The 19,938-nt window shown below is 58.4% G+C and carries 17 protein-coding genes; 11 read left to right on the top strand and 6 right to left on the bottom strand.

The window, feature by feature from the left end; translation table 11 throughout:
• The first annotated feature begins 231 nt into the window (after nucleotides 1-231).
• The 5 genes from dsbC to ACRC4F_RS30520 all read left to right on the top strand — a co-directional run bounded on the left by dsbC (nucleotide 232) and on the right by ACRC4F_RS30520 (nucleotide 5,816).
• On the top strand, nucleotides 232-963 hold the full coding sequence (gene dsbC / locus ACRC4F_RS30540; RefSeq protein WP_438662649.1) for a bifunctional protein-disulfide isomerase/oxidoreductase DsbC: 732 nt from the start codon (nucleotides 232-234) through the stop codon (nucleotides 961-963).
• Nucleotides 964-1,096: 133 nt separating this feature from the next.
• Complete coding sequence (locus ACRC4F_RS30535) at nucleotides 1,097-2,401, top strand: homoserine dehydrogenase (protein WP_109635956.1); 1,305 nt, start codon at nucleotides 1,097-1,099, stop codon at nucleotides 2,399-2,401.
• Between the two features lie 65 nt (nucleotides 2,402-2,466).
• The gene (gene thrC, locus ACRC4F_RS30530) at nucleotides 2,467-3,876 is read left to right on the top strand and encodes a threonine synthase (protein ID WP_438662648.1); all 1,410 of its coding nucleotides are present in this window, start codon (nucleotides 2,467-2,469) and stop codon (nucleotides 3,874-3,876) included.
• A gap of 134 nt (nucleotides 3,877-4,010) precedes the next feature.
• Nucleotides 4,011-5,366 carry a transporter substrate-binding domain-containing protein gene (locus tag ACRC4F_RS30525; RefSeq protein WP_438662647.1) on the top strand — a complete coding sequence of 452 codons (1,356 nt, stop codon included), beginning with the start codon at nucleotides 4,011-4,013 and terminating at the stop codon, nucleotides 5,364-5,366.
• Between the two features lie 162 nt (nucleotides 5,367-5,528).
• Entirely contained in the window at nucleotides 5,529-5,816 is a 288-nt protein-coding gene (locus tag ACRC4F_RS30520) for a DUF3509 domain-containing protein (protein ID WP_438662646.1), read from the top strand.
• Nucleotides 5,817-5,985: 169 nt separating this feature from the next.
• Here the strand turns inward: ACRC4F_RS30520 and ACRC4F_RS30515 are convergent, their stop codons facing one another.
• Both ACRC4F_RS30515 and ACRC4F_RS30510 read right to left on the bottom strand, forming a co-directional pair.
• Complete coding sequence (locus ACRC4F_RS30515; protein ID WP_438662651.1) at nucleotides 5,986-6,798, bottom strand: TIGR02285 family protein; 813 nt, start codon at nucleotides 6,796-6,798, stop codon at nucleotides 5,986-5,988.
• 109 nt (nucleotides 6,799-6,907) lie between these two features.
• Nucleotides 6,908-8,107 (bottom strand): CaiB/BaiF CoA transferase family protein, encoded by a 1,200-nt coding sequence (locus ACRC4F_RS30510; protein WP_438662645.1) that lies wholly within the window; start codon nucleotides 8,105-8,107, stop codon nucleotides 6,908-6,910.
• A gap of 147 nt (nucleotides 8,108-8,254) precedes the next feature.
• Between ACRC4F_RS30510 and ACRC4F_RS30505 the strand changes: the two genes are divergently transcribed.
• The 3 genes from ACRC4F_RS30505 (at nucleotide 8,255) to ACRC4F_RS30495 (ending at nucleotide 11,972) form a co-directional block, all read left to right on the top strand.
• On the top strand, nucleotides 8,255-8,797 hold the full coding sequence (locus ACRC4F_RS30505; protein WP_150709869.1) for a YaeQ family protein: 543 nt from the start codon (nucleotides 8,255-8,257) through the stop codon (nucleotides 8,795-8,797).
• Between the two features lie 66 nt (nucleotides 8,798-8,863).
• Complete coding sequence (gene recJ / locus ACRC4F_RS30500; RefSeq protein ID WP_438662644.1) at nucleotides 8,864-10,573, top strand: single-stranded-DNA-specific exonuclease RecJ; 1,710 nt, start codon at nucleotides 8,864-8,866, stop codon at nucleotides 10,571-10,573.
• Nucleotides 10,574-10,865: 292 nt separating this feature from the next.
• Nucleotides 10,866-11,972 carry an NADH:flavin oxidoreductase/NADH oxidase gene (locus tag ACRC4F_RS30495; RefSeq protein ID WP_438662643.1) on the top strand — a complete coding sequence of 369 codons (1,107 nt, stop codon included), beginning with the start codon at nucleotides 10,866-10,868 and terminating at the stop codon, nucleotides 11,970-11,972.
• Nucleotides 11,973-12,179: 207 nt separating this feature from the next.
• On the opposite strand, the gene ACRC4F_RS30490 is transcribed toward ACRC4F_RS30495, so the two are convergent.
• The gene (locus ACRC4F_RS30490; RefSeq protein WP_438662642.1) at nucleotides 12,180-13,805 is read right to left on the bottom strand and encodes a glucan biosynthesis protein D; all 1,626 of its coding nucleotides are present in this window, start codon (nucleotides 13,803-13,805) and stop codon (nucleotides 12,180-12,182) included.
• Nucleotides 13,806-14,196: 391 nt separating this feature from the next.
• On the opposite strand from ACRC4F_RS30490, the gene ACRC4F_RS30485 reads away from it, so the two are divergent.
• A complete protein-coding gene (locus ACRC4F_RS30485) occupies nucleotides 14,197-14,382 on the top strand; it encodes a hypothetical protein (RefSeq protein WP_438662641.1) in 186 nt (61 codons plus the stop codon).
• Nucleotides 14,383-14,442: 60 nt separating this feature from the next.
• Here ACRC4F_RS30485 and ACRC4F_RS30480 read toward each other — a convergent pair whose 3' ends face one another.
• A complete protein-coding gene (locus ACRC4F_RS30480) occupies nucleotides 14,443-14,949 on the bottom strand; it encodes a BRO-N domain-containing protein (RefSeq protein WP_438662640.1) in 507 nt (168 codons plus the stop codon).
• Between the two features lie 471 nt (nucleotides 14,950-15,420).
• Between ACRC4F_RS30480 and ACRC4F_RS30475 the strand changes: the two genes are divergently transcribed.
• Complete coding sequence (locus ACRC4F_RS30475) at nucleotides 15,421-16,002, top strand: ComF family protein (RefSeq protein ID WP_438662639.1); 582 nt, start codon at nucleotides 15,421-15,423, stop codon at nucleotides 16,000-16,002.
• Nucleotides 16,003-16,007: 5 nt separating this feature from the next.
• The gene (locus ACRC4F_RS30470) at nucleotides 16,008-16,565 is read left to right on the top strand and encodes a hypothetical protein (protein WP_438662638.1); all 558 of its coding nucleotides are present in this window, start codon (nucleotides 16,008-16,010) and stop codon (nucleotides 16,563-16,565) included.
• A gap of 108 nt (nucleotides 16,566-16,673) precedes the next feature.
• On the opposite strand, the gene ACRC4F_RS30465 is transcribed toward ACRC4F_RS30470, so the two are convergent.
• Together ACRC4F_RS30465 and ACRC4F_RS30460 are read right to left on the bottom strand one after the other, a co-directional pair.
• Entirely contained in the window at nucleotides 16,674-18,155 is a 1,482-nt protein-coding gene (locus tag ACRC4F_RS30465; protein WP_438662637.1) for an APC family permease, read from the bottom strand.
• A 228-nt stretch (nucleotides 18,156-18,383) separates the two neighbouring features.
• The gene (locus ACRC4F_RS30460) at nucleotides 18,384-19,808 is read right to left on the bottom strand and encodes a gamma-aminobutyraldehyde dehydrogenase (RefSeq protein WP_438662636.1); all 1,425 of its coding nucleotides are present in this window, start codon (nucleotides 19,806-19,808) and stop codon (nucleotides 18,384-18,386) included.
• Nucleotides 19,809-19,938 lie beyond the last annotated feature (130 nt).

The raw sequence follows: 19,938 nt of genomic DNA, 5'->3' as shown, positions 1-19,938 counted from the left end.
CTGCTCGCGATTGCGGTGTGTCAGTCGACACTTCTTTTACTGATACACCGCAATCGCGAGCAGGCTCGCTCCCACAGGGGGATTGCATTGCCCCAATGTCCTGCGTCAGGCGCATTCGGCCACGCGGGCCTTATGTGGTAGGCTTTGCCGGTTTGCACGATGGGCGGTTATGACCCGGTGTTTCGGCACGGGCGTTCTGATCGTCCCATTTGTCCGCCTTCAGGAGTTCTCATGCGTCTGACCCAGATTTTCGCCGCCGCAGCCATTGCGTTGGTCAGTACCTTTGCCGTCGCCGATGACGCGGCCGACAAAGCCATTCGTAAAAGCCTGGAAAACCTCCAGCTCGAAGTGCCGGTAGAAAGCATCTCCGCCAGTCCGCTGCCGGGCCTGTATGAAGTCAAACTGCAAGGCAGCCGCGTGCTCTACGCCAGCGCCGACGGTCAATACGTGGTTCAGGGCTACATGTTCCAGCTCAAGGATGGCAAACCGGTCAACCTGACCGAGAAGACCGAACGCCTGGGCGTGTCCAAACTGGTCAACGCCATTCCAGTCGCGGAAACCGTGGTCTACCCGGCGATCGGCGAAACCAAGTCGCACATCACGGTGTTCACCGACACCACTTGCCCGTACTGCCACAAACTGCACGCCGAAGTGCCGGAGCTGAACAAGCGCGGCATCGAAGTGCGTTACGTCGCGTTCCCGCGCCAGGGCCTGGGCTCGCCGGGTGACGAACAGCTGCAAGCGGTCTGGTGCTCGAAAGACAAGAAGGCGGCCATGGACAAAATGGTCGATGGCAAGGAAATCAAGGCCGCCAAGTGCGAGAACCCGGTTTCCAAACAGTTCGCCCTCGGCCAGTCGATCGGCGTGAACGGTACACCGGCCATCGTTTTGGCTGACGGTCAGGTCATTCCGGGCTACCAGCCTGCGCCACAAGTCGCCAAACTGGCGCTGGGCGCGAAATAAATTCGTATCGTCACGGCCAGCCTTTGACGATCATGGTCCGGCAGCAACATCGCCGGGCCATTAATAGAGAGCCGCGAGCATGCGGCTGTTTTCACGGCCGGCCTTGAGTCGGCCGTTTTATGGGGAGTTCACAGTGAAACCGGTCAAAGTAGGCATCTGTGGGTTAGGGACCGTCGGTGGCGGTACCTTCAACGTACTTCAGCGCAACGCCGAGGAAATTGCTCGTCGTGCCGGGCGTGGAATCGAAGTGGCACAAATTGCCATGCGCACGCCAAAGCCTCAGTTCCAAACGACCGGTATTGCGATTACCAACGATGTCTTCGAAGTGGCCACGAACCCTGAGATCGACATCGTTATAGAGCTGATGGGCGGCTACACCGTTGCCCGCGAGCTGGTACTCAAGGCCATCGAGAATGGCAAGCATGTGGTCACCGCGAACAAGGCGCTTATCGCTGTTCACGGTAATGAAATTTTCGCCAAGGCTCGCGAGAAAGGCGTGATTGTGGCGTTCGAAGCAGCGGTGGCCGGTGGCATTCCGGTGATCAAGGCGATCCGTGAAGGCCTGTCGGCCAACCGCATCAACTGGGTCGCCGGCATCATCAACGGCACCGGCAACTTCATCCTCACCGAAATGCGCGAGAAGGGTCGCACCTTCGAAGACGTACTCGCCGAGGCACAAGCTCTGGGTTACGCCGAAGCCGATCCGACGTTCGACGTTGAAGGCATCGATGCAGCTCACAAGCTGACGATCCTGGCTTCCATCGCTTTCGGCATCCCGCTGCAATTCGACAAGGCCTACACCGAAGGCATCACCAAGCTGACCACCGCTGACGTGAATTACGCTGAAGCGCTGGGCTATCGCATCAAGCACCTCGGCGTCGCTCGCAGCACCGCTTCGGGCATCGAGTTGCGCGTGCACCCGACGCTGATCCCGGCCGATCGTCTGATCGCCAACGTCAACGGCGTGATGAACGCGGTGATGGTCAACGGTGACGCTGCCGGTTCGACCCTGTTCTACGGCGCGGGTGCCGGCATGGAGCCGACCGCTTCGTCGGTGATCGCCGACCTGGTGGACGTGGTTCGCGCCATGACCTCCGACCCGGAGAACCGTGTGCCGCACCTGGCCTTCCAGCCGGACTCGCTGTCGGCGCATCCGATCCTGCCGATCGAAGCCTGCGAAAGCGCCTACTACCTGCGCATTCAGGCCAAGGACCATCCGGGCGTGTTGGCTCAGGTGGCGAGCATCCTGTCGGAGCGCGGCATCAACATCGAATCGATCATGCAGAAAGAAGTCGAAGAGCATGACGGTCTGGTGCCGATGATCCTGCTGACTCATCGCGTGCTGGAACAGCACATGAACGACGCGATCGCCGCCCTCGAAGCCCTGACAGGCGTGGTCGGTCCGGTCGTACGGATCCGCGTCGAGCACCTGAACTAAGCCGTTATCGTTCACCGGGCCTGCGTGCGGGCCCGGGTTGCGAACACTGTCTATTGGAGCCAGTCATGCGTTATATCAGTACCCGCGGCCAGGCACCGGCCCTGAATTTCGAAGACGTCCTGCTGGCCGGTCTCGCCACCGACGGCGGTCTGTACGTTCCGGAAAACCTGCCACGTTTCACCCAGGAAGAAATCGCTTCCTGGGCCGGCCTGCCGTACCACGAACTGGCCTTCCGGGTGATGCGCCCGTTCGTGACCGGCAGCATCCCGGATGCCGATTTCAAAAAGATTCTGGAAGAGACTTATGGCGTGTTCTCGCATAACGCCGTGGCACCACTGCGTCAGTTGAACGGCAACGAATGGGTACTGGAGTTGTTCCACGGCCCGACCCTGGCGTTCAAGGACTTTGCCCTGCAACTGCTCGGTCGCTTGCTCGACTACGTGCTGGAGAAACGCGGTGAGCGCGTGGTCATCGTCGGCGCCACCTCTGGTGACACCGGTTCGGCTGCCATCGAAGGCTGCAAGCACTGCGAAAACGTCGACATCTTCATCCTGCACCCGCACAACCGCGTGTCCGAAGTGCAGCGTCGGCAGATGACCACCATTTTTGGCGAGAACATCCACAACATCGCCATCGAAGGCAACTTCGATGACTGCCAGGAAATGGTCAAGGCGAGCTTCGCCGACCAGAGCTTCCTCAAAGGCACGCGTCTGGTGGCGGTGAACTCGATCAACTGGGCGCGGATCATGGCCCAGATTGTTTACTACTTCCACGCAGCCCTGCAGTTGGGCGGGCCGGCACGTTCGGTGTCGTTCTCGGTGCCGACCGGCAACTTCGGCGACATCTTCGCCGGTTACCTGGCGCGCAACATGGGCCTGCCGATCAATCAGTTGATCGTCGCCACCAACCGCAACGACATCCTGCACCGCTTCATGAGCGGCAATCAGTACGTCAAGGAAACCCTGCACGCCACGCTGTCGCCGTCGATGGACATCATGGTGTCTTCGAACTTCGAACGCCTGCTGTTCGACCTGCACGGGCGCAACGGCGCGGCCATTGCCGGCCTGATGGACAACTTCAAGCAAGGTGGCGGCTTCAGCGTCGAACAGGAACGCTGGACCGAAGCCCGCAAGCTGTTCGATTCACTGGCCGTGGATGACGCTCAAACCTGCGAAACCATTGCCGAAGTCTACGAGCAAACCGGCGAGCTGCTCGACCCGCACACCGCCATCGGTGTGAAGGCTGCGCGCGAATGCCGTCGTAGCCTGGATATTCCAATGGTGATTCTCGGCACGGCCCATCCGGTCAAATTCCCGGATGCAGTGGAGAAAGCTGGCGTAGGAAAAGCGCTTGAACTCCCTGCACATCTTTCTGATTTGTTTGAGAGAGATGAGCGTTGCACCGTGTTGCCGAATGATTTGAAAGCCGTGCAGGCCTTTGTCAGCCAGCATGGCAACCGCGGCAAGCCTCTGTAACCGCTAAAACCTGTCACATTTTGAAGCCCGTCTCCTGACGGGCTTTCTCATTTATGCATGCCACACTTGCCGTGATTCGTACTTGAAGAGTCGCCCGATGAAGGACGGGCGAGTTGATCACCAAGGAAGTGGCAATGCTGTTTTTCAGAAGATTAAAACCAGCCGTGTGCTGGATGTTTTTAGTCGGCACCCTGGGTTTGGCCCCGATGGTGCTGGCAGCGCAATTGGCGGCAACTGATTCCATGGAGGCAGGTGTCGGCGGGGCGATCCAGCTGGACGACCAGGAACTGCAATGGATTGCCGAACACCCGCAAGTCATTGTGACGTCGGTGCAGTACCCGCTTTATCTGTTCAAGGATGAGCACGGTCAATGGAGCGGTTTGAACAACGATCTGCTCAATCGCATCAGTGCCATGACGGGCTTGCAGTTTGTTCATGAAGAGTCGTTTTCCACCGCTCAGTTGATTGAGCGACTGGAAACCGGCGCGGCGGACCTGAGCACGACGCTGGCGATGAATGACGAACGCAAGGTCATCATGGATTTCAGTCGTGCGTTCGGTGGCTCCGGCTGGGTGTTGGTCGGTCGGGCAGGGAGACCTGGAGCTCAATCTCTGGAGCAGCTGGCGAAAAAAGTCCTGGTGCTTCCGGCACGGCATGCGCTGGAGTCCGAGATTCGTCGCACCTATCCGTCTATCGAACTGCGCTCGGTCAAAACCTATGCGGAGGCTCGAGCACTGGTCGAAAGTGGCGAAGCCTTCGCCACCATCGAAAACGAAATCGGCGCACAGCTCTATCCATCAGGACAACTCCAGGTGTGGCATTCGCTGGAGGGAAAGTGGGACCCGGACTACCTGACGGTACGCAAAGGTCAACCGCAGTTGTTGAGCATCCTCAACAAGGCGCTTGAGGCCTTTCCACCTGCCGAGTTGCGCGCCATTCGCCTGAAGTGGCTCGACGGCATTACCCCGGTGCGCAAGCCTACTGCCTGGCAACGGCTGACGCATTGGGGATGTTGGGGCATTGTTATCGTCAGCCTGTTCGGCATGCTTTCATTGCTCTGGAACCGGCGCCTCACGGTATTGATCAAGTGCCGGCTGGAGGCCGAGAAAAGTCTCAGTGATCAACTCGCCTTCCAGCATGCCTTGATGGATGCCATGCCCGATCCGATGTTTGTGCGTGATCTGGAAGGGCGCCTGATTATGTGCAACAAAAGTTATGAGGAAGGTTTATCGACCCGTTTCGACCAGATTCAGGGACGACGGCTGATCGAACTCGATGTCTTGCCGCAAGAGACTGCCGAACTCCTGCATGCGGAATTCATCGCCCAACTTAGCACACGCAAGCCCCGATTCAGTGAACGTCAATTGCTGTTCCACGACGGTGTCAGGGACATCTACCAGTGGACAGTACCGTTCTACAGCGCCGACGGCCGGTTGCGAGGATTGCTCGGGGGATGGACCGATATCGGCCAGCGGACAAGGCACGGGTGAACCGCCTGTTTTTTCCCTGTCATCTTTGCCGTGCATGCTCTATCGACCAGAGACGCCGACGCGTCTGCTCCTGGAATCCAGAACTTTCTTCTCGGGCCGATGGTCACTTACTGTGAACACGCCCCAGGCACTTTGTTTTCGGACTATTGAGTGGTGATCGAGATGGAAAGTATCAGTCTATTGCTCGGTGAGGCTCTGAGCCCGTATCAGGTCACGCTGACCCCGTCGGGCGCCCATGGCGAATGCCTGGTGACACTGAAGAATGCGACCGGCGCGATCGTGGTCGAGCGGGCGTTCAATCAAGCCCAGTTAAGCGATTACCGTCTGCTGACGGATGTCGTCGACGGCTTGCACCGCGACGTGCTGATTGCCGAAGGACGGCTGGAACCTTGCGTCATCGCGGCTTTGCGTCATGCCGCACAGGACAAGATTCTGGCCCGTCGAAATTGAATTGATCTTTTGTGGGAACCTTCCTGCACACAGGTCGTCAGACCATGTAACAGCAGGATCAAGCATTGTGCTCCGGTGCTTGTAGCTTGCTGCTACTGGTCTTTATGTAGGCCACGTTTAACCCCGAGTCGTCTCCCCACTTCTCGGGGTTTCTTTTGCCTGCGATTTGTCACTGCTGCGCCTGATGCTCGAAAAACATCCGGGCTTCTTCAAGGTAGGCGCTGCGACTTTCCGGGTCGAGCCATTCGGCGTAGGCCTCGCTCAAGTGGTCGCGAGGCAGTTTGCGCAATAGCTGGTTGATCTCGACAATCGCTTGGCGACCCATGGGTGTGTCGGTGCAGCCGATGAAGCCGGACAGGAATTTCTCCGCACCACGAATCGGGAAAAACTGCAGCTCATCCTCCGCGATTCCCTGTTGCTGGGCCTGATAGCGAATTTCCGGACGATAGCCCAGCAGCAGGCGCAAGCGCCCCAGGCGTTGCATTTGCAGGAGACTGCCCAGGGCATCGTTGCCGTAGTGCAGCGTCAGCGCGTCGGGCGGTGCTTGCTTGAGCAACGCGTCGAGGTACTCGCCGTAGTTGCGCTCGGCAATGATGCCCAGCTTCTCACGGCCACTGGCGAGCAGGGCGGCCAAGTCTAGTTCGCCATCCTTGATAAAGGGTGTCAGCGCCTCACGATCCACACGTCGTACCGCAACGCCGTTACTCATGGCTCGGAAAACCGGAATGGAAAACGCGATCCAGCGCTCACGCTCCTTGCTTTTGTTCAAGGCCGCGTCGCAGGTGAGGGACGGCTCGTGAAGCATTTGCAAACCGCGAGCGCGATTGACCCGCATCAGCGTGTGTTCGTATTGCGGCATACCGGCGATTAAAAGCGGCAACAGTTTATCGATGACCCCCTGGCCTTTTTTCGGTCCTTCGAAAATGGTCAGTGGCGGCAGATCGCGCATCAGCCAGATCAGCGTTTCCTTGGGATGCGCCATCGCCGGCGGAGCCAACCCGGCGAGCACGAGCGTAACCAGCAACGCGCGCACCACCCTCCCGCCATGCGTCAGGCAGAGTCTGATGGACTGCGCTGGCCGGGGCCTCAGCTTAGATGGCCCCGTCTTTGTGCAGCTGTGCAATCTGCGATGCGTTATAGCCAAGTTCCTGGAGTACCTGTGCGTTGTGCTCACCCAGTTGTGGCCCGACCCATTCGCAATCGCCGGGTGTCTCAGAGAGTTTCGGCACAATCCCCGGCATCTTGAAGTCTTTACCGTCCGGCAGCTTGGCCTGCAGGAACATTTCCCGGGCCAGGTACTGCGGATCGCTGAACATATCTTCGGCGCTGAAGATCCGGCTGACGGGTACATCGGCCTGATTCAGCAGCGCGAGCACGGTGTCCAGCGGCAGCGAATTGACCCAGCGATCGATCACCCCGTAAATCTCGTCGCGGCGACTGTCGCGCCCGTCGTTGCTGGCCAACACCGGGTCGTTGGCCAGGTCTTCGCGACCGATGATGAGCATGAAGCGTTTGAAGATCGCGTCGCCATTGGCACCAATCTGCACATGCTTGCCGTCGGCGCTGGTGTGGATTGAGGAGGGCGTGATGCCCGGCATGATGTTGCCGGTGCGTTCGCGGATGAAGCCGAACACGTCGAACTCCGGCACCATGCTTTCCATCATGGCGAAGATCGCCTCATACAGCGCCACGTCCACCACCTGGCCCTGGCCGCCGTTGACCTCGCGATGACGCAACGCCATCAGCGCGCCGATCACACCCCACAGCGCGGCAATCGAGTCACCGATGGAAATCCCGGTGCGCACCGGTGGCCGGTCTTCGAAACCGGTGATGTAGCGCAGGCCACCCATGGATTCGCCGACGGCGCCGAAACCGGGCTGATCTTTCATCGGCCCGGTCTGGCCGAACCCCGACAGCCGCACCATGACCAGTTTCGGGTTGAGGGCGTGCAAGACTTCCCAGCTCAGGCCGAGCTTTTCCAACACGCCGGGGCGAAAGTTCTCGATCAGGATGTCCGCTTCGCTGAGCAGTTTTTTCAGAATCGCCAGGCCTTCCGGGTGTTTCAGATTCAGGGTCAGGGACTTTTTGTTGCGGGCCTGGACGAACCACCACAGCGAGGTGCCTTCGTAGAGTTTTCGCCATTTGCGCAGCGGATCACCGCCGTCGGGGGATTCGATCTTGATCACTTCGGCACCGAACTCACCGCAAATGCGCGAGGCAAACGGCCCGGCGATCAAGGTGCCCAATTCGATGACTTTCAGACCTGAGAGCGGTTTGGCGGTGAACGGCATGCTGGATCCTGTAGGACAAGGGCTGAGCGGATATAGCCTTTTAACATAGCCGAATGTCAGACGACCAAGGTTGATCGCCTTCAATTCGTTGATTGCCTACTGCATCGGTTAGACTTGCCGCCTTTCCTCGTATCAAGAAGCCCGTTCATGGCCCAGCCGTCCACGACCTACAAGTTTGAACTGAACCTCACCGACCTCGACCGCAGCGTTTACGAGACCGTGAAGCAGACCATCGCCCGTCACCCTTCGGAAACCGAAGAGCGCATGACCGTGCGGCTGCTGGCCTACGCTTTCTGGTACAACGAGCAACTGTCGTTCGGACGCGGTCTGTCAGACGTGGATGAACCAGCCCTGTGGGAAAAGAGCCTGGACGACCGTGTCCTGCACTGGATCGAAGTCGGTCAGCCAGACGCCGATCGCCTGACCTGGTGCTCGCGCCGTACAGAGCGCACCAGCCTGCTGGCCTACGGCAGCCTGCGCGTCTGGGAAACCAAAGTGATTCCGGCGATCAAAAATCTGAAAAACGTGCACATCGCGGCGGTTCCGCAGGACATCCTGGAAACCCTGGCCAAAGACATGCCCCGCGTTATCAAGTGGGACGTGATGATCAGCGAAGGGACGATTTTCGTCACCGACGACCGTGGTCAGCATGAAGTCCAGTTGCAGTGGCTGAGCGGCGAACGCGGCTGATATTTCGCCGTTCATTCGCGTTATCCGGTTTTATCCTACGTATTCAAGAGAAGCACCTGTCACCCCATGCGCATCGAACCTCGCCTGTTGCCCGACACCCTGCCATTCCTCGGTGATCTGCCGCCGCTGCTGACGCGTCTTTACGCGGCGCGGGGCGTGCAATCGGAGGGGGAACTGGACAAGAGCCTGGCGCGGCTGATTCCGTTCCAGCAGCTCAAGGGCATCGACGCGGCGGTGGATTTGCTGGTGACGGCGCTGGAACAGCGCCAGCGGATTCTGATTGTCGGGGATTTCGACGCTGATGGCGCGACCGCCAGTACCGTGGGCGTGTTGGGTTTGCGCCTGTTGGGCGCGGCGCATGTCGATTATCTGGTGCCGAACCGATTCGAGTACGGCTATGGTCTGACCCCGGAAATCGTTGAAGTGGCGCTGACGCGCACGCCTCAGTTGCTGATCACCGTCGACAACGGCATCTCCAGTGTCGAAGGCGTGGCGGCGGCGAAAAAGGCAGGCCTGAACGTGCTGGTCACCGACCACCACTTGCCCGGCGACGAACTGCCGCTGGCCGACGCCATCGTCAATCCGAACCAGCCCGGTTGCGAATTTCCGAGCAAGGCATTGGCCGGCGTCGGGGTGATTTTCTATGTGTTGATGGCCCTGCGCGCAAGGCTGCGCAGCCTCGGCTGGTACGCGAGCACGCCGCAGCCAAACATCGGCGAGTTGCTGGACCTGGTGGCGCTGGGCAGCGTCGCCGACGTGGTGCCGCTGGATGCCAACAACCGAATCCTGGTGCACCAAGGCCTGGAGCGGATTCGCGCCGGCCGAGCCCGTCCGGGCATCAAGGCGATTCTCGAAGTGGCCAAGCGCGAACCGGCGCGCATCACCTCCACCGACCTGGGCTTCATTGTCGGCCCGCGCTTGAATGCGGCCGGGCGCCTCGATGACATGAGCCTGGGCATCGAATGCCTGATCACCGACGACGCGGGGCTGGCGCGGGAAATGGCCGTGCAGCTCGACGGCATGAACCAGGACCGCAAATCCATCGAGCAGGGCATGCAGCGTGAAGCGCTGGCTCAGTTGAAGGATCTGCCGGTCGAATCGATGCCGTTTGGCCTGTGCCTGTTTGATCCCGAATGGCACCAGGGTGTCATCGGCATCCTCGCCTCGCGTATGAAAGAGCGTTATTTCCGTCCGACCATTGCCTTTGCCGATGCCGGCGATGGTTTGCTCAAGGGCTCGGGGCGTTCTGTTCAGGGATTTCACATTCGTGATGCCTTGAGCGTGGTGGCCGCGCAGCATCCGAACCTGATCAGCAAGTACGGCGGCCACGCCATGGCGGCCGGTCTGACCTTGCCGGAAGCGAATTTTCCGTTGTTCGCCGAGGCCTTCGACGCTGAAGTGCGCAGGCAATTGCGCGAAGAAGACTTGACCGGGCGATTGCTGTCGGACGGGGTTTTGGCGGTCGAAGAATTTCATCTTGAACTGGCCCGCGCCCTGCGCCATGCCGGGCCTTGGGGCCAGCATTTCCCTGAGCCGCTGTTTCATGGCGTGTTTCAGTTGGTTGAACAGCGCGTGGTCGGTGAGCGACACCTCAAAGTGGTGCTGAGAAGCGAATGCGGCTCGGTGAAGCTCGATGGAATTGCCTTCGGTATCGACCGCGACATCTGGCCGAATCCGACGATCAAATGGGTGGAACTGGCCTACAAACTCGACCTCAACGAATTTCGCGGGAACGAGACGGTGCAACTGATGATTGCCCACATCGAACCGCGGTGACCCTATCGCGAGCAGGCTCGCTCCCACAGGTATCAGGTTGATCATAGAAATTGGGTTCAACCCGATAACTGTGGGAGCGGGCTTGCCCGCGAAAGCGATCTTTCTGACACCGAATACCTCGGAACCCTCCCTCATCCCCCGATGTCGACTAGGCTCTAAGCACTGCTTGATTATCCTTGTGACGTCTTGTCCAATTTTTGCCCGCGGGGGCGGGTGCTGCGCCTTTTTCCTGTCACTCGTCGACTTTTCAAACAGAACCCTGGAGCCTGCCCACTGATTCGAGAGGTGCCCCATGAGTCTGCTGCTTGAACCCTATACCCTTCGTCAATTGACCCTGCTCAACCGCATTGCCGTATCCCCAATGTGCCAGTACTCAAGCGTCGATGGACTGGCCAATGACTGGCATCTGGTCCACCTCGGCAGCCGCGCCGTCGGCGGCGCCGGTCTGATTTTTACCGAAGCCACGGCGGTCACGGCCGACGGGCGCATCACCGCCGAAGACCTCGGCTTGTGGAATGACGAGCAGATCGAACCCCTGCAACGCATCACGCGCTTCATCGCCGCTCAGGGCGCCGTGGCTGGCATTCAGCTGGCGCACGCCGGGCGCAAGGCCAGCACCCATCGGCCGTGGATCGGCAAGCATGGCAGCGTCAAACCCGAAGACGGTGGCTGGGTGCCGGTGGGGCCGTCGCCGATTGCTTTCGATCCCCAGCACACACATCCGAAGCAGCTTGATGAAAGCGCGATCGCCGACGTCATCCAGGCCTTTGTCGCCTCGGCCAAGCGGGCGCTGACTGCCGGTTTCAAAGTGGTCGAAATCCACGCCGCTCACGGTTACCTGTTGCATCAGTTTCTTTCACCCCTGAGCAATCAGCGGCGCGATCAATACGGCGGTTCGTTCGAAAACCGGATCCGGCTGGTGCTGCAAGTCACCGAAGCGGTACGTGCGGTCTGGCCTGAGGAGCTGCCGGTGTTTGTGCGGGTGTCGGCCACCGATTGGGTGGAAGACGGCTGGAACCCGGATGAAACAGTTGAGTTGGCGCGACGCCTGAAAAATTTGGGCGTGGACCTGATAGACGTTTCGTCGGGTGGAACGGCGGCCAACGCGGAAATTCCTACAGGGCCCGGCTACCAGACCCGCTTTGCCGAACGTGTACGCAAGGAGTCAGGCATCGCCACCGGCACGGTAGGAATGATTACCGAGCCCGCCCAGGCCGAGCACATATTGCGCACCTGCCAGGCCGACATCATCTTCCTCGCGCGGGAACTGTTGCGCGATCCGTATTGGCCGCTGCATGCCGATGATGATCTGGGCGGTCGCAAGGCCATTTGGCCGGCGCAGTATCAGCGGGCGACGCACCGGGATCAGCCGATCCACGAGTCGGATTTGCGCGACTGAATGCTGCTGTAAAACCAAAAAGCCCCGATCGATGTGATCGGGGCTTTTTGTTTCTGTGCCGGAATGGTTGTTGCCTGTCAGTCCGTCATCGCGAGCAGGCTCGCTCCCACATTGGATCTCCATAAAACACAAATTTTGTATCCAACGAAGAACCCCTGTGGGAGCGAGCCTGCTCGCGATGGGGCCGGCCCAGACAACCTCTTAATTTCAGGTGTACTTACGCTTGTCCGGCGCCGGAGGGAAATACTGGTACAACCAGGTCTCGCTCAACGTCCGGTCATTGGTGCGAATGAACAACCGGAGCTCAACCGGCGCCACGCTGTCATTGGTCGGGTACCAATCGAAGGTAATCCGATAACCCTTGATGTCATCCAGCACCAGCACGTTGAAATCCTTCACCTGCCCGTTCGAGCAGGTCACCACCGGCTCGATCCCCGCACCTTCCGGCAAACGGTCCAGGCCGCCACCGGTGAAGTCCACGGCAAACCGGCGTGCCCAGACCTCCGGGTAATGCTCGCCTGGCGCCCAGCCTTCAATGAAGCCGCCCATGCCCGAACGGGTCGCGTTGACCCGGGCCAGCGGCGTGCTCACCGGTGGCAACGCGCTCCAGTAGAGCTTGTAGCCGTAGTTCAGGGAGTCACCGGCCGCGACCGGCTTTTTCGGGGTCCAGAACGCGACGATGTTATCCAGGGTTTCGCCGGTTGTAGGAATTTCCAACAGATCGATAGAGCCTTCGCCCCACGCAGTCGTAGGTTCTACCCACAAGCTTGGACGCTTGCTGTACCAGTCGACAGTGTCCTGATAATTGGCGAACTCATGATCGGTCTGCACCAGGCCGAAACCTTTCGGATCGGTGTCGGCGAAGGCGTTGAACTGCAGGGTCGCCGGGTTGTTCAGCGGCCGGCAGATCCACTCGCCGTTGCCGCGCCACATGGCCAGTCGGTCGGAGTCGTGGATTTGCGGGTGAATGGTGTCGCACATGCGGCGCTCGTGGGTGCCGCAGCTGAACATGCTGGTCATCGGTGCGATGCCCAGTTGTTCGATGGCGGTGCGCGCATTGATATGAGCGTCAATTTCCATGACCACGCGTTCGGCCTGGCAATCGATATCAAAGCGGTAGGCGCCGGTCGCGCTCGGCGAATCCAGCAGCGCATACACCACGAAGCGGGTGCTGTCCTTGCCTGGGGTCTCGAACCAGAACTTGGTGAAGTCCGGGAACTCCTCACGCTTCTTGGCGTAGGTATCGACCGCCAGCCCGCGGGCCGACAGACCGTACTGGCCGGTGGCGTCTACCGCACGGAAATAACTGGCGCCGAGGAAGGACAACACGTCATGCCGGTCCAGTTCCGGGGCCTTGAACAGTTTGAACCCGGAAAACCCCAGGTCGCCAGTGAGCTGCTTGGTGTCGACCGTGGTTTTTTCATAGTTGAACAGGGAAGGGCGGAAATGCACTTCACGGGCCTGACGCGTCTTGGGATCGACGCTGTACATGCGCACCGGCTGCTTGAAGCCCATGCCGACGTGGAAAAACTGCACGTCCAGCTGACCGTTCAGGTCTTTCCACAGCGAGTGGTTGCCGTCGTAGCGGATCGCATTGAAATTCTGCGGCGTCATGGTCGCCAGCGTCGGCGGCAGCACCTGCTTGGTGTCCTGATAGCGATTGCCGGCGAGTTGCTTGGCCTGAATCTTCAGTGCCTCGAAATCAAATGCCTGGGCCTCGCCATCCGCGGTGCCTGTGCCCGCCCATGCACGGGCGGCCAGCAGACCGGTGGCGGACAAGCCGGTGTAGGCAGCGATGGCCATGGACGCTTTGAGCAAATTCCTGCGATGCATAAGTAAAACCTGTCGTGAACAATCCCGCGCCGTTCCTGGCACGTGCTGGATCAAAAATATCGGTTCGGACATGCCTTCGGCCAAACGCAACGGACTTTAAACAGATGCCAATTAGCTTAAACCGTTCGGTCGCAGAGAAAAAATGATTGGTAGCACTTTGATGATGCGGCAATGAAACAAGAAATGTCGGTAAAGTTTTCCGACAGCACTTTCTGATTTATAGGGCATTTCTGCTTTTTTTGACTAATTACTCTAAAAACCGCTTTTCAGCGCCGGGAATCTTCCTATTCTGTGTTCATGGCCGGTTTCTGCCCTTCAGGCCGGCGACTAATAAAAGGATAGGGCGATGCGGTTTTTGAAGTTTTCTCGGTCTTATAGAAGGACATCGTCCATGACGAAAGTACAAGGCATCACCGAAATGTTAGGAATCTTTCCCTGCCTGGCAACCGGGCGGCGAAGGCATCGACTCAATTCGGACGAAATGAAGCTGTTGGAGCGGTACCGAGAATTGTCGGAAAGCGACCGGATTGCGATGCGGTATCTGGTGGATGCGATGCGGAGTGTTTCGCGGTTTTGAGTGATAAACGCAAGGGGCGGACTGTGAAGTCTGCCCCTTTTTCATACTTTCACCCTACCTTCAACTGCAAGTGCCCACGATCGTGAACGGTCGTTGTGACTGCATCAGATCGGGCATGTCCCGCCACTTGATCCACGCTTGATGCTGCCAATGCAACAGCGGCACCGAGATGCCTGCCCACTGCAATGAACTCAGGCTTGGAATGTTATCCACAGATGGCGCACTCGAATCACGCAGCACGGGGATGACTTCGTTGCTCAACCATTGGCGCAGGTTTCGGTTTTCCGGGATGAAATGATGGACTAGCAGGGCATACATTCCCGATTCGCTGACCATCAATGATTCGACGGTTTTGCCGTCCTTCAGCAACCAGACGTATCGGCGTTGATCGGGATCGAGTTTTAGGGTGAGGCGTTGGTCCATCGGGCGGCCCATCAAGCGACCGAGATCCTGGACGCAGAACCAGGCTTGGTTGTCCTGCATGAAAGCGTGGAGGAAGCGGTTGTGGCGGGTGAAGACGGTGGGGGTGAAATGAGGAAGAAGCGAGTTTTGAGCGTGTGCTGACATGAAGTGACTTCCGTTTTGAGTAGGAAAGTCGCCACCAACCCTTCGACAGGTTGGGTGGCGAACCGAGTGGCGTTCGAAGTCGGGACACTTCCAATCAAAACGGAAGCCGAAAGGCCCGCGCCACACGGCCCGCCATAAAACAGAACTGAAGGCATAAAACAGCCGCAGTTCTATGGGGGCACGCAAGCACCGTTTTGACTTGTTCCGGCTTCGACACCGGGTCGCTGATTTGGCAGCGACGAGGTAAAGCCTATCGGTCAGGCGCTCGCGGCGCCAAGTCTACTCTGGCGCCGCATGTTGTAGGAATTGGAGCTTTTACCGGAAGGTTCGGTCTGTAGGAATTTCCTGTTTTTGCATAAGAGTCAGCGCCACGCGGCGTTTGACTGGAATCTCTGTTTTTCATTGCCTATGGTCAAAAAGCGCCAAGGAAATTTCGGTGCTTAACGGACAGGCTTAAAAATGGAGAACGCCTTGAAAGTATCCCTCAAACAGATCAACGGACCTTGGGACTTGGGATGGGTGCTGGACAAGCACATGATAAGTAGTACCTTTCTAGGGGACGATGAGCACGGAAACCCCCGATTCGATAACCATCGTACCGAGGTAGGACAGGCAACCTACCAGCTCAAATACCAGAAGGATTGGAGCCAGGTGGGCCCTCTTGCTCAAGCTGTAGCTGCGAATGTTTTACCTAAGCTTACTCAAGTAGGATTCGTAGTCCCTATGCCGGCTTCGAATGTACGTGCAAGACAACCCGTTACTGAGGTGGCGATGGAGCTAGGGCGAATAATCGGAAAGCCTGTATTCTCGGATTTACTCCGAAAGTCCGCTACGGGGCAATCGCTTAAAGATTTGCATTCCAAGGTTGAAAAGGTTGCTGCTATTGGTGCTAGCTTTAGTGTGAATGATCAAATTACCAGTACAGGCTGTTGGAATGTTTTGGTTGTTGATGATTTGTTTGACAGCGGGGCGTCAATGGATGCCGCCTGTGCTGCTTTGCGTAAGTATCCCAAGGTTGGGAAAATCTACGTCGCGGCATTAACTTGGAAATGAGATAGATGACAACAGTATTTATTGCGGGCTCTATTACTATCAAACACCTTGATCCGAAGGTTAAAGAGCGTATCAATAATATCGTTGATTCAGAGTTTGATGTCGTGGTTGGTGACGCAGGCGGAGCCGACACATCTATTCAAGAGTATTTATTGAGCTTGACTCGATCTAAAACTACTATTTATTGCAGTGGCGTGGTCCCGCGAAACAATCTGGGGAAATGGCCGGCTAGAACAGTGGAAACCAAGCACTCCAAAGGGTCGCGAGCTTTTTTTACGGCGAAGGATGTTGTCATGGCTGAGGCCGCTGATTACGGCTTGATGATATGGGATGCAAAAAGTACTGGGACACTGAGTAACGTAATTGAACTTTTGTCTCGAAAGAAAAAGTCGCTCGTTTTCGTTAATAAAGAAAAAGCCTTCAAGGTGGTAGGGGATGTGAGTCAGCTTGAGGAGCTTGTAGCGTTTATGTCGGATTACGCTAAACAAAAGGCAGATGAAAAAATCAAGCTTTTCGATCGCATATCTTTGCTGAAACACGATCAAGCAGAACTGTTACTTTGATGGCTTTCTCTTCAGTCAATAGCTGTAACTGACTCCCCTTTCTCTAGAAGTGAGAGAAAGGGGATGTTTCAGCGCCGGCACCACTAATGGTACCGAAAGGGTAAAACCTTACCGACTAACCTTCCATGCATCCCCCGCAGGCGCCGTCCCATGGTCATACGGCTTGGCCAACCACATGTAAATCAACCCCAACCCAATCACGATCGCCGTACTCAACACCATCGCATAGTTGATGTACCACGCCGCATCCGGCGTACGCGGCCAGGCCATGTTGATGATTGCGCCGACGCCGTAAACCAGCGCGCCGATGTTCACCGCCCAACCCCAAGCGCCGAGGGTGAATTTGCCGCTCGGTTTCCAGCCTTTCATGCGCGCATAAAGCGCCGCGAGCACGATCATCTGGAACGCCAGGTAGATGCCGATCGCGGCGAAGCTGACGATGGTTGCCACGGCGTCTTGCAGGAAGAAGCCAAGAATAATGATCAACGCGGGCAGGACGCCGGACACGAATAGCGCAGCAACGGGTACTTGTGTCGTAGGAGAGATCTTTTTCAGCAGTGAGCTGCCGATGACCATTTCATCCCGGGCGTAGGAATACAGCAGACGACTCGCCGCCGCTTGCAGGCTGATGACACAGGAGATGAAGGAAATCATCACCACGCCCATGACCACTTTCGAGCCGACCGGGCCGAAGGCGTTGTTGAGGATGGTGGTGACCGGGTCTTTGTCGGTGCCGTTGATCACGGCTTGCATGTCCGGTACGGCGAGGATCAGCGCCAGGCAGGCGAACATTGCCGCGACGCCGCCGATGTAGATGGTCATGCGCATGGCCACCGGAATCTGTTTACTCGGGTTCGGGGTTTCTTCGGCGACATCGCCGCAGGCCTCGAAGCCGTAGTACAGGAACATTCCCGCCAGCGAGGCGGTGAGGAAGGCCGGCAAGTACGAGCCGTCGATGCTGATATCGAAGGTGTTGAACAACACGCTGATCGACTGGTGACGCTCGAAGATCAGCAGGTAAACGCCAACAATAACTGCGCCGACCAGTTCGCAGAGGAAGCCGAACATGGCGATCCGCGCCAGCACTTTGGTGCCGCTGAGGTTGACCAGGGTGGCGAACAGCGTCAGGAACAATGCGATGACGATGTTGGTGTTATTGCTCGGTTCAAAGCCCATCATCGCGGCCAGGTACGGACCGGCACCCACCGCAACAGCAGCGATGGTGACGCACAGGGCGATGGAGTAGATCCAGCCGACCATCCACGCCCAGCGCTTGCCCACCAGGCGCCGAGCCCACGGGTAGACGCCACCGGAAATCGGGAATTGCGAGACCACTTCGCCGAAGATCAGGCACACCAGCAACTGGCCGCAACCGACCAGCAAATAGGCCCAGAACATCGGTGGCCCACCGGCGGCCAGGCACAGGCCGAACAGGGTATAAACCCCTACGACCGGAGAGAGATAAGTGAAGCCCAGGGCGAAGTTTTCCCACAGGCTCATGCTGCGATTGAAGTTCGAGGTGTAGCCCAGCTTGCGTAGTTGCTCGGCATCGCTGTCGGCAACAGATGGGGAAAGTTCGGGTGTAGTCATGGTGTGTCAGCTCCGGAAAATCGGCAGATTTCGGATGTCCGAAACCGTGGCGGGGCCGTAGAGGCACTGCCCGGATCGGTGGTTATTGTTTTGGTTTTCTGCTTTGGAACCTGGTGGTGCGTGGTGCCGGTTTCTGCCTTGAAACCGGGGTGACACCATCGCGGGCAAGCCCGGCTCCCACAGGTTCAGCGCAATCCCTGTGGGAGCTGGCTTGCCTGCGATGCATTTTCAGTGCTTGAACATCACATGCCGAACGACGGTGTAGTCCTCCAGCCCGTACATGGACATGTCCTTCCCGTAACCGGACAATTTCTGACCGCCGTGGGGCATTTCGCTGACCAGCATGAAGTGCGTGTTCACCCAGGTGCAGCCGTACTGCAAGCGTGCCGACAAGCGATGCGCACGACCGACATCCGAGGTCCAGACCGACGACGCCAGGCCGTAGTTCGAATCGTTGGCCCAACCCAGCACTTGTGCTTCATCGGTGAATTTGGTCACCGACACCACCGGCCCGAACACTTCGCGACGAACGATTTCGTCGTCCTGCTGAGCGTCCGCCAACACAGTCGGTTCGAAGAAAAACCCATTCCCCTCCACAGCCTTGCCGCCAGTGACCAAACGAATATGCGGTTGCGCCACGGCACGTTCGACAAACCCGGCCACGCGGTCACGGTGCTGTGCAGTGATCAACGGACCCAGCTCGGTCGACGGATCATCCTGCAACCCGTACTTGATGCTGCTGACCGCTTCGCCGAGTTTCTCGACGAATTTGTCGTAGATACCTTCCTGCGCGTAGATGCGGCAGGCGGCGGTGCAATCCTGGCCGGCGTTGTAGAAACCGAAGGTGCGAATGCCTTCCACGGCGGCGTCGATATCGGCGTCGTCGAAGATGATCACCGGGGCCTTGCCGCCCAGTTCCATGTGCATGCGTTTGACGCTGTCGGCGGTGCTGGAAATGATGTTCGAACCGGTGGCTATCGAACCGGTCAGCGAGACCATGCGCACTTTCGGGTGGGTGACCAGCGGGCTGCCCACGGTAGGACCACGGCCGAAGACCAGGTTGAGCACGCCGGCCGGGAATATTTCCGACGCCAGTTCAGCCAGACGCAATGCGGTCAACGGGGTTTGTTCCGACGGCTTGAGCACCACGGTATTACCGGCGGCGAGGGCCGGGGCGATTTTCCAGGCGACCATCATCAGCGGGTAGTTCCACGGCGCGATGGAGGCGATCACCCCGACCGGGTCGCGGCGGATCATCGAGGTGTGGCCTGACAAGTATTCGCCGCCCGCCGAACCGCTCATGCAACGGCTGGCGCCGGCAAAGAAACGGAACACGTCGGCAATCGCCGGGATCTCGTCGTTCAGCGCGGCGCTGTAGGGTTTGCCGCAATTGTCCGATTCCAGCTTGGCCAGCTCTTCGCCGTGGGCTTCGATGGCGTCGGCGAGTTTGAGCAGCAGCAGCGAGCGTTCTTTCGGCGTGGTTTGCGACCAGCCTTCGAAGGCGGCATCGGCGGCACGCACGGCGGCATCGACCTGGGCTTCGCTGGCTTCGTTGATTTCCACCAGCACACGACCGAGGGCTGGGTTGAATACCGGTTGGGCGGGGCCGTCGCCGTCGATCAGTTGGCCGTTGATCAAGAGTTTGGTTTGCATGGCATTTGTCCTCTTCAAAGCAGTTCTTGTTTTGAAACCCGACCCTGTGGGAGCGAGCCGGCTCCGGGCGGCGATCCGACGATGGCGGTGTGTCAGCCACCATCCATGCTGAATGTGATGGCCTCATCGT

Source organism: Pseudomonas sp. (assembly GCF_051660785.1).
Classification (GTDB): domain Bacteria; phylum Pseudomonadota; class Gammaproteobacteria; order Pseudomonadales; family Pseudomonadaceae; genus Aquipseudomonas.
The sequence above is the reverse complement of the archived record's forward strand: the minus strand, read 5'-3'. Positions and strand labels throughout refer to the sequence as shown.

What these genes read in the sequence shown, in the direction of transcription:
- dsbC (WP_438662649.1), top strand. Translation starts at nt 232, where the DNA reads ATGCGTCTGACCCAGATTTTCGCCGCCGCAGCCATTGCGTTGGTCAGT.
- thrC (WP_438662648.1), top strand. Translation starts at nt 2,467, where the DNA reads ATGCGTTATATCAGTACCCGCGGCCAGGCACCGGCCCTGAATTTCGAA.
- ACRC4F_RS30525 (WP_438662647.1), top strand. Translation starts at nt 4,011, where the DNA reads ATGCTGTTTTTCAGAAGATTAAAACCAGCCGTGTGCTGGATGTTTTTA.
- ACRC4F_RS30520 (WP_438662646.1), top strand. Translation starts at nt 5,529, where the DNA reads ATGGAAAGTATCAGTCTATTGCTCGGTGAGGCTCTGAGCCCGTATCAG.
- ACRC4F_RS30515 (WP_438662651.1), bottom strand. Translation starts at nt 6,798, where the DNA reads ATGGCGCATCCCAAGGAAACGCTGATCTGGCTGATGCGCGATCTGCCG.
- ACRC4F_RS30510 (WP_438662645.1), bottom strand. Translation starts at nt 8,107, where the DNA reads ATGCCGTTCACCGCCAAACCGCTCTCAGGTCTGAAAGTCATCGAATTG.
- ACRC4F_RS30505 (WP_150709869.1), top strand. Translation starts at nt 8,255, where the DNA reads ATGGCCCAGCCGTCCACGACCTACAAGTTTGAACTGAACCTCACCGAC.
- recJ (WP_438662644.1), top strand. Translation starts at nt 8,864, where the DNA reads ATGCGCATCGAACCTCGCCTGTTGCCCGACACCCTGCCATTCCTCGGT.
- ACRC4F_RS30495 (WP_438662643.1), top strand. Translation starts at nt 10,866, where the DNA reads ATGAGTCTGCTGCTTGAACCCTATACCCTTCGTCAATTGACCCTGCTC.
- ACRC4F_RS30490 (WP_438662642.1), bottom strand. Translation starts at nt 13,805, where the DNA reads ATGCATCGCAGGAATTTGCTCAAAGCGTCCATGGCCATCGCTGCCTAC.
- ACRC4F_RS30485 (WP_438662641.1), top strand. Translation starts at nt 14,197, where the DNA reads ATGACGAAAGTACAAGGCATCACCGAAATGTTAGGAATCTTTCCCTGC.
- ACRC4F_RS30480 (WP_438662640.1), bottom strand. Translation starts at nt 14,949, where the DNA reads ATGTCAGCACACGCTCAAAACTCGCTTCTTCCTCATTTCACCCCCACC.
- ACRC4F_RS30470 (WP_438662638.1), top strand. Translation starts at nt 16,008, where the DNA reads ATGACAACAGTATTTATTGCGGGCTCTATTACTATCAAACACCTTGAT.
- ACRC4F_RS30465 (WP_438662637.1), bottom strand. Translation starts at nt 18,155, where the DNA reads ATGACTACACCCGAACTTTCCCCATCTGTTGCCGACAGCGATGCCGAG.
- ACRC4F_RS30460 (WP_438662636.1), bottom strand. Translation starts at nt 19,808, where the DNA reads ATGCAAACCAAACTCTTGATCAACGGCCAACTGATCGACGGCGACGGC.